We start from the raw sequence: 5,172 nt of genomic DNA, 5'->3' as shown, positions 1-5,172 counted from the left end.
CTTGATATTCAAAAAATCATTGAAGATTCAGGACACACTATTCTATGGTTACCGCCTTATAGTCCTGACTTAAACCCTATTGAGCAAACTTGGGCTTGGGTTAAGAAAAAGCGTCAAGATTGGGGAATAGATTGTATCGATACGTTATTCTTCTATTTTCTTTGGCTGTGTGACTGTTTTTAAGGGCTATGACTATACACGAATATTATCCTTGGCAGGATATCAAGGCTTATTTAGTAGACTAAGTCATGATGCCAAAGCAGCCGCTAAAGAGGGTGACAAAGGTACAGCTAGTCTGTTATTACTCTCAATGCTTACAGGCCTACCTGTTAAGTCTTTAATGATGCCGGGATATATCGATCAGCCCAGTGTCTTTAGTGTCGGCATTAGTCGCGCTTACATTAAGCACCACTTGGGTGTTACCAAAAGGTCCAAGAAGTTTGATAACGCAATCTTCGAGAACGAATTTGATGAGGTCAAAATACCACTACCAGTTTGGTTAATTGATCACCTCTCATCAAATCAACTTCCCACAAAAGAGGCGTTAACTGCCTACTTATCAACGCTGCGCACCTCTCTGCAATTACCATATCTGTCAATAAATAGAGTAGAAACTGCGCTTCACGTTATCCTTTCTCGATACACCCCTAACTGCCATTCTCATATTGCAGATATTATTTGCCGAGTACCTGCTTCCCATGCGCCTGCAATGTACTACAGCAGTCATACGAGTGAAGAGTTGATTACTCACTATAAAGCCGCTTTAAATAAATTAAATGCAAATAAAGACTTTGATCTATCGTACATAACCGCTTGGCATAAATACACATTAGGGTCAGCGTTTGCTTTTAAAGTCGATTATGTTCATAACTTTATGAATGAGCTTAAAGCATGGGTTAGGAACAGCCCAAATCCTGATATCCACTTTAATAGGACAAGCATTTTAGTCTGGTTTATATTTTGCACATTAACAGGAGTACGCCCAAACAATAGCATTGGTACGATATCAGATATCGATCTGGAAACAGGGTGGCTATTAGTTTATGACAAGCCCAGCAAAAATGTTCAAAACCATAGGCTTGTACCCCTATGCCCTACCCTAGTACGGTACTTAACAGACTACAAGGCCTACCTCATAGATTATCAGCTACGCAATCCCTTAAAGTATGAGATAAGCGAGTGTGTCGATGCAATCAGTCTTGGAGAGGACGTTGCTTTACTAAGACTATTATCAGACAGTACAGATGGCTTAGATAATATTAAGCGAGGTGATGCTTATCGGATGACTCAAGATATACTCGACGCTGACCCCTATTGGACTCGTCATTTTGTTAGAACACAGCTAGAGAAGTATGGAGTTAATCTTGCACTGATTAATACAGTCATTGGTCATGAGAAAGGTCGTCAAGAAGCGCTTGGCCAGCTGTCTTCCTCTAGTAAAGCAAAGATTAAAGGAGTTGGAGGATTCTTGGAGCATCTTGCCAATTTACTGGAACTAAGCACCGTCAAAAGTAAAACGCTGCATTATTATGGAGAGCCAAGTAATGCTTAAATTAAATACTCCTAAAATAATTGATGGGCTTGCCAAATTTGATGGCCGAAAAAAGAAATATGTCCCTTACCCCGAAATTTATAACCAAAGCAGTGAGGTTGAAAAGCTTCGGATCTCGATACTCTCAGAGCTACAAACACTGTGGGAACAATTACAAAAAGAGTATCCTGGCAATATAAGGTTTTTAAAATCAGCCTCAAATTTTTTCGAGTTAGTAGCACCTATAGAAAGCCTTTCGTTTGAATTCAAACCTAGCTCTCAACAAGGATTTAATAGCCTGCAGTTATATTGGAGTTCTTATCCCTCTAAGCTCCATTACCAAGTCTATGAAAGACTAAGGCCTCTATCTAGCGTAGGCTATCAAAAATTTCATGAGCGGTGCAATGCACTAATAGCTAGGAAGTTCAAAACTAAAAAGGAACAAAAACAAGTAGGGGTTGCCGTTACCGATTTTATTGAATTTCAGAATCAACACTTTATGCTGGCTAAGCATTTTTATCCTATCATTCATCCACCGAAGCCAACCAAACCTAACCCACTGACTGTGAATCAAAGCTGGATTAAGCAGGGAAAACAGTTAAATCAGGTTATTCGGGCCGTACATGATCACTGGTATCAAACTAAAGAATACAGCCCAGATGAAATTTTAGGTTGGCTAATTTTCTCAGGCATCATCTATGGTGGGATAAATGAAGGTAACATGCTTAGAGCTTGGCTTGCTGCATTGCTAAACAAAGAATATAAACCCTTTATTCATCAAAGAACCTTTATATCCGCAAGGTTTGAATATGCATATTACGGCAATGAGCGATCTGAAGATGGCAAAACTCTCTACAACACCAAACAAATCATTGTCGATTTAGTCAGTCAATGTTGGCTTATACGCTATCATCAGCAGGTTAGCCCACAAAAGACTGAGCAAACACTCTGCCAATTATCTGATAAGACACTAAAGAATCATCTAAAAAATGCTTTGAAACCGGTGCTCGAGCCTTTTGATATCAAGATACCTACTTTGGCAAAGCTCATGTATTACGCAAGCTATCACTGGGAAGTGTTGGATAATGTCGATATCGACCAAGCGTCCGTAACCGTCCTGCGAGGTAGGCAAAATACCTCTGGGCTTAAGGCGTTTAACTTTGAAACACTGTTAAGTCAAAACTATAAAGCAGTGAAACTTACTTACGAGCTCAAAGATATCATTGAACTCAATATCCACGAATCCGATGATACTGATACAGTCATTACTAATAAGAAGAAAATTAAAGTTAGAAAATCGGACCTGATTGATAAGCTGACTCAGGACTTTAAATTAGATAAGGAACTCAAGAAAAAGCGGCTCAGTTATAAACCACCTACTCTAATTGAACGGATTGAAAAGCGCTGCAATCAATATAAGGATCTGAGTGAACGTGTTTTACTACACTGGATACTCAGCTTATTAAATGCAAAAAAGCCTCCTAGCAATCAAAGTATTTTGAAATACATTAAAGCTATTGGCTATGAATGGCTATATTTTACTATGGCACAACCAATAGAGATGTGGGAGGAAGAAGATTTTGAAACACTTTATGAGGACATTTTAGAGTATAAAGCTTTTACTAGAGGCAATACTGATTTGGGTTACTCTGCAAAGTTATTCAACCGTATGCATAGCTTTGCCAGCAACAAGTACAAGTTCCCTAAAGTCAGCATAGAATACTCACAAAAAGGGCGACGAGTCCGTTCTGAATTAATATCACCTCAAGCATATAACGCCATTATCAATCAGATACTAGCCTCAGTAGACCTCTTAGAGCGTGACATGTTGGCGCTTATATTTATTTTAGCCTATCGAACTGGCATGCGAAAAAAAGAAATATTGGGTCTAAAGTTTAATGATATTGAAGGTCTATCCCAGTCACAGCCCTCCCTAGTAATAAGGCCCAACCGTTATCGCTCAACTAAAACTCAAGGTAGCATTCGTCGAGTGCCAGTCTTTGCACTGCTTAAGCCTGACGAATTAACATTTTTTTTAAACTTTATACAAAGCAATATTGGCACTAACCCTAATCGATTTATCTTTACGTTATCCTCTGATCGTCAGCCACTACATGATCATGCGCCGTTAAAACTTTTTAAACGAGTGGTAAAAGATATTACTATAAAAGGCGATCCAGCAATTAACCATACTTTCCACGGCTTTCGACATACTGCCATAACTAACCTATCTATGGTCTTGATGGGCCACGAACATCTTATAGCTTCATTAACAGACTATGATGAAGATGATGTGCTACGTATCAAATACGGGCTGTTAGGCGAGCACATTGATGCCCAGGATCATTGGTATGCGCTAGCTGGTATTATGGGCCATTTGTCCCCTCAGCGCAGTTTTGAATACTATAATCATGTAGCCACTTTAATGGCTACTTATGAGCTTAGCCAAGCAAATATCAAGCTTCCCACTCAGACCCTAAATAACATTACAGGGTTTTCAAATAAAACGCTGGTGCAGAACCATGCTGATATTGATAATAATACTATAAGCTTGCCTAGTATCCGTGGCCTATTATTTAGGAGCATCAATCAAGGCATACGAAAATCACCAATATTTATCATAGAGAAAACAACAGCTCAATTTATTTCTGATTTTACACCTATCACTACTAATGAGCTCTTTATGCGCTATGGTATAAATACTGTAGAACAGCTACTTTGCTTATCCGATAAGGGCATTTCACTTAAAGAAGCTGCCACAATACTAAATATCAACTTCGATGATGCAAAAACCCTAGCGAAACGTGCTTATAAAGTCAGCAATATAATCAATACTCGAGATAAAGAGCGCTTTATCAAGCCAGACTCGGTAGAGAGGATTATGCTTAGTCCTCTTAAGCCTCAAGAACAAAGTGACTATAGACTGCTTACACATTTAAGAAATAATGGCAGCCTACTGCGCACTCAATACAAGCAAGATTGGCAATGGTTCATGGATATCTGTTGTCAGAAAATATCTATCAGTAAGGCTTATATATCCTTCCCGGAATCAAGAATAGAAGACTTTAAACGCTTTATAGGTATAGCAAAACAGCTACTACCTGAAAAAAACTGGCTTATAACTACTGATGCTCAACTGAAAGATACCACACTCAATCAGCCTGAGTATAAAGGTATGCGATATCAGAAAAACCCATCTGTCTCTACACTTAGGATAGGTATTGCCAGTCGAGAAGCTACAGATCTGTCTAACAGCTTTACATCTAGCAAAAACACTTGGAAATACTCGCCTTTATTTAGGTTTTTTGTCCATATGATGTTGGTTATGGATGAGAGCCTTTGTATTAATGAGAGTAAGCCATAAACTTTGAATCAAGGAACGGTAATGAACTTCGTCGATGTCGAACCCACCCTATAAAACTCATAGGTATCTACACAACTTAAAAAGAGCAAAAAAGAATGATAGAATCTTCCAGTATGGCATAGATAAAATGGAGCTAGATACGAGGCTCATCAAACGATATCAACAACTCGTACACAATCACACTCACCCAAACGGTTATCTACATGCTGGTATGAAAGCAACTATGGATACTAAAAGTAGTTTTGCTCAGACCCAAGCATTATGGCGGTTTGTGCAT

At 38.8% G+C, this 5,172-nt stretch carries 3 protein-coding genes and 1 pseudogene; all 4 read left to right on the top strand.

What is annotated here, in order from left to right; translation table 11 throughout:
- The coding region (locus tag A1019T_RS13920; RefSeq protein WP_279626159.1) for a transposase at nt 1–183 on the top strand (183 nt) is incomplete at its 5' end.
- Nucleotides 170–1,552 carry a site-specific integrase gene (locus A1019T_RS12055; RefSeq protein ID WP_167366879.1) on the top strand — a complete coding sequence of 461 codons (1,383 nt, stop codon included), beginning with the start codon at nt 170–172 and terminating at the stop codon, nt 1,550–1,552. The genes A1019T_RS13920 and A1019T_RS12055, both read left to right, overlap by 14 nt.
- Complete coding sequence (locus A1019T_RS12050) at nt 1,545–4,895, top strand: tyrosine-type recombinase/integrase (protein WP_167366878.1); 3,351 nt, start codon at nt 1,545–1,547, stop codon at nt 4,893–4,895. Before A1019T_RS12055 ends, A1019T_RS12050 begins: the two co-directional genes overlap by 8 nt.
- A 34-nt stretch (nt 4,896–4,929) precedes the next feature.
- Nucleotides 4,930–5,172, top strand: a pseudogene (locus A1019T_RS13445) (hypothetical protein); the annotation flags it as partial.

This window comes from Psychrobacter piechaudii, from assembly GCF_900162825.1.
GTDB lineage: Bacteria > Pseudomonadota > Gammaproteobacteria > Pseudomonadales > Moraxellaceae > Psychrobacter > Psychrobacter piechaudii.
This window is presented reverse-complemented; position numbering and strand designations above follow the sequence as displayed.

Coding starts and splice junctions, on each gene's coding strand:
- A1019T_RS12050 (WP_167366878.1), top strand. CDS start 1,545: ATGCTTAAATTAAATACTCCTAAAATAATTGATGGGCTTGCCAAATTT.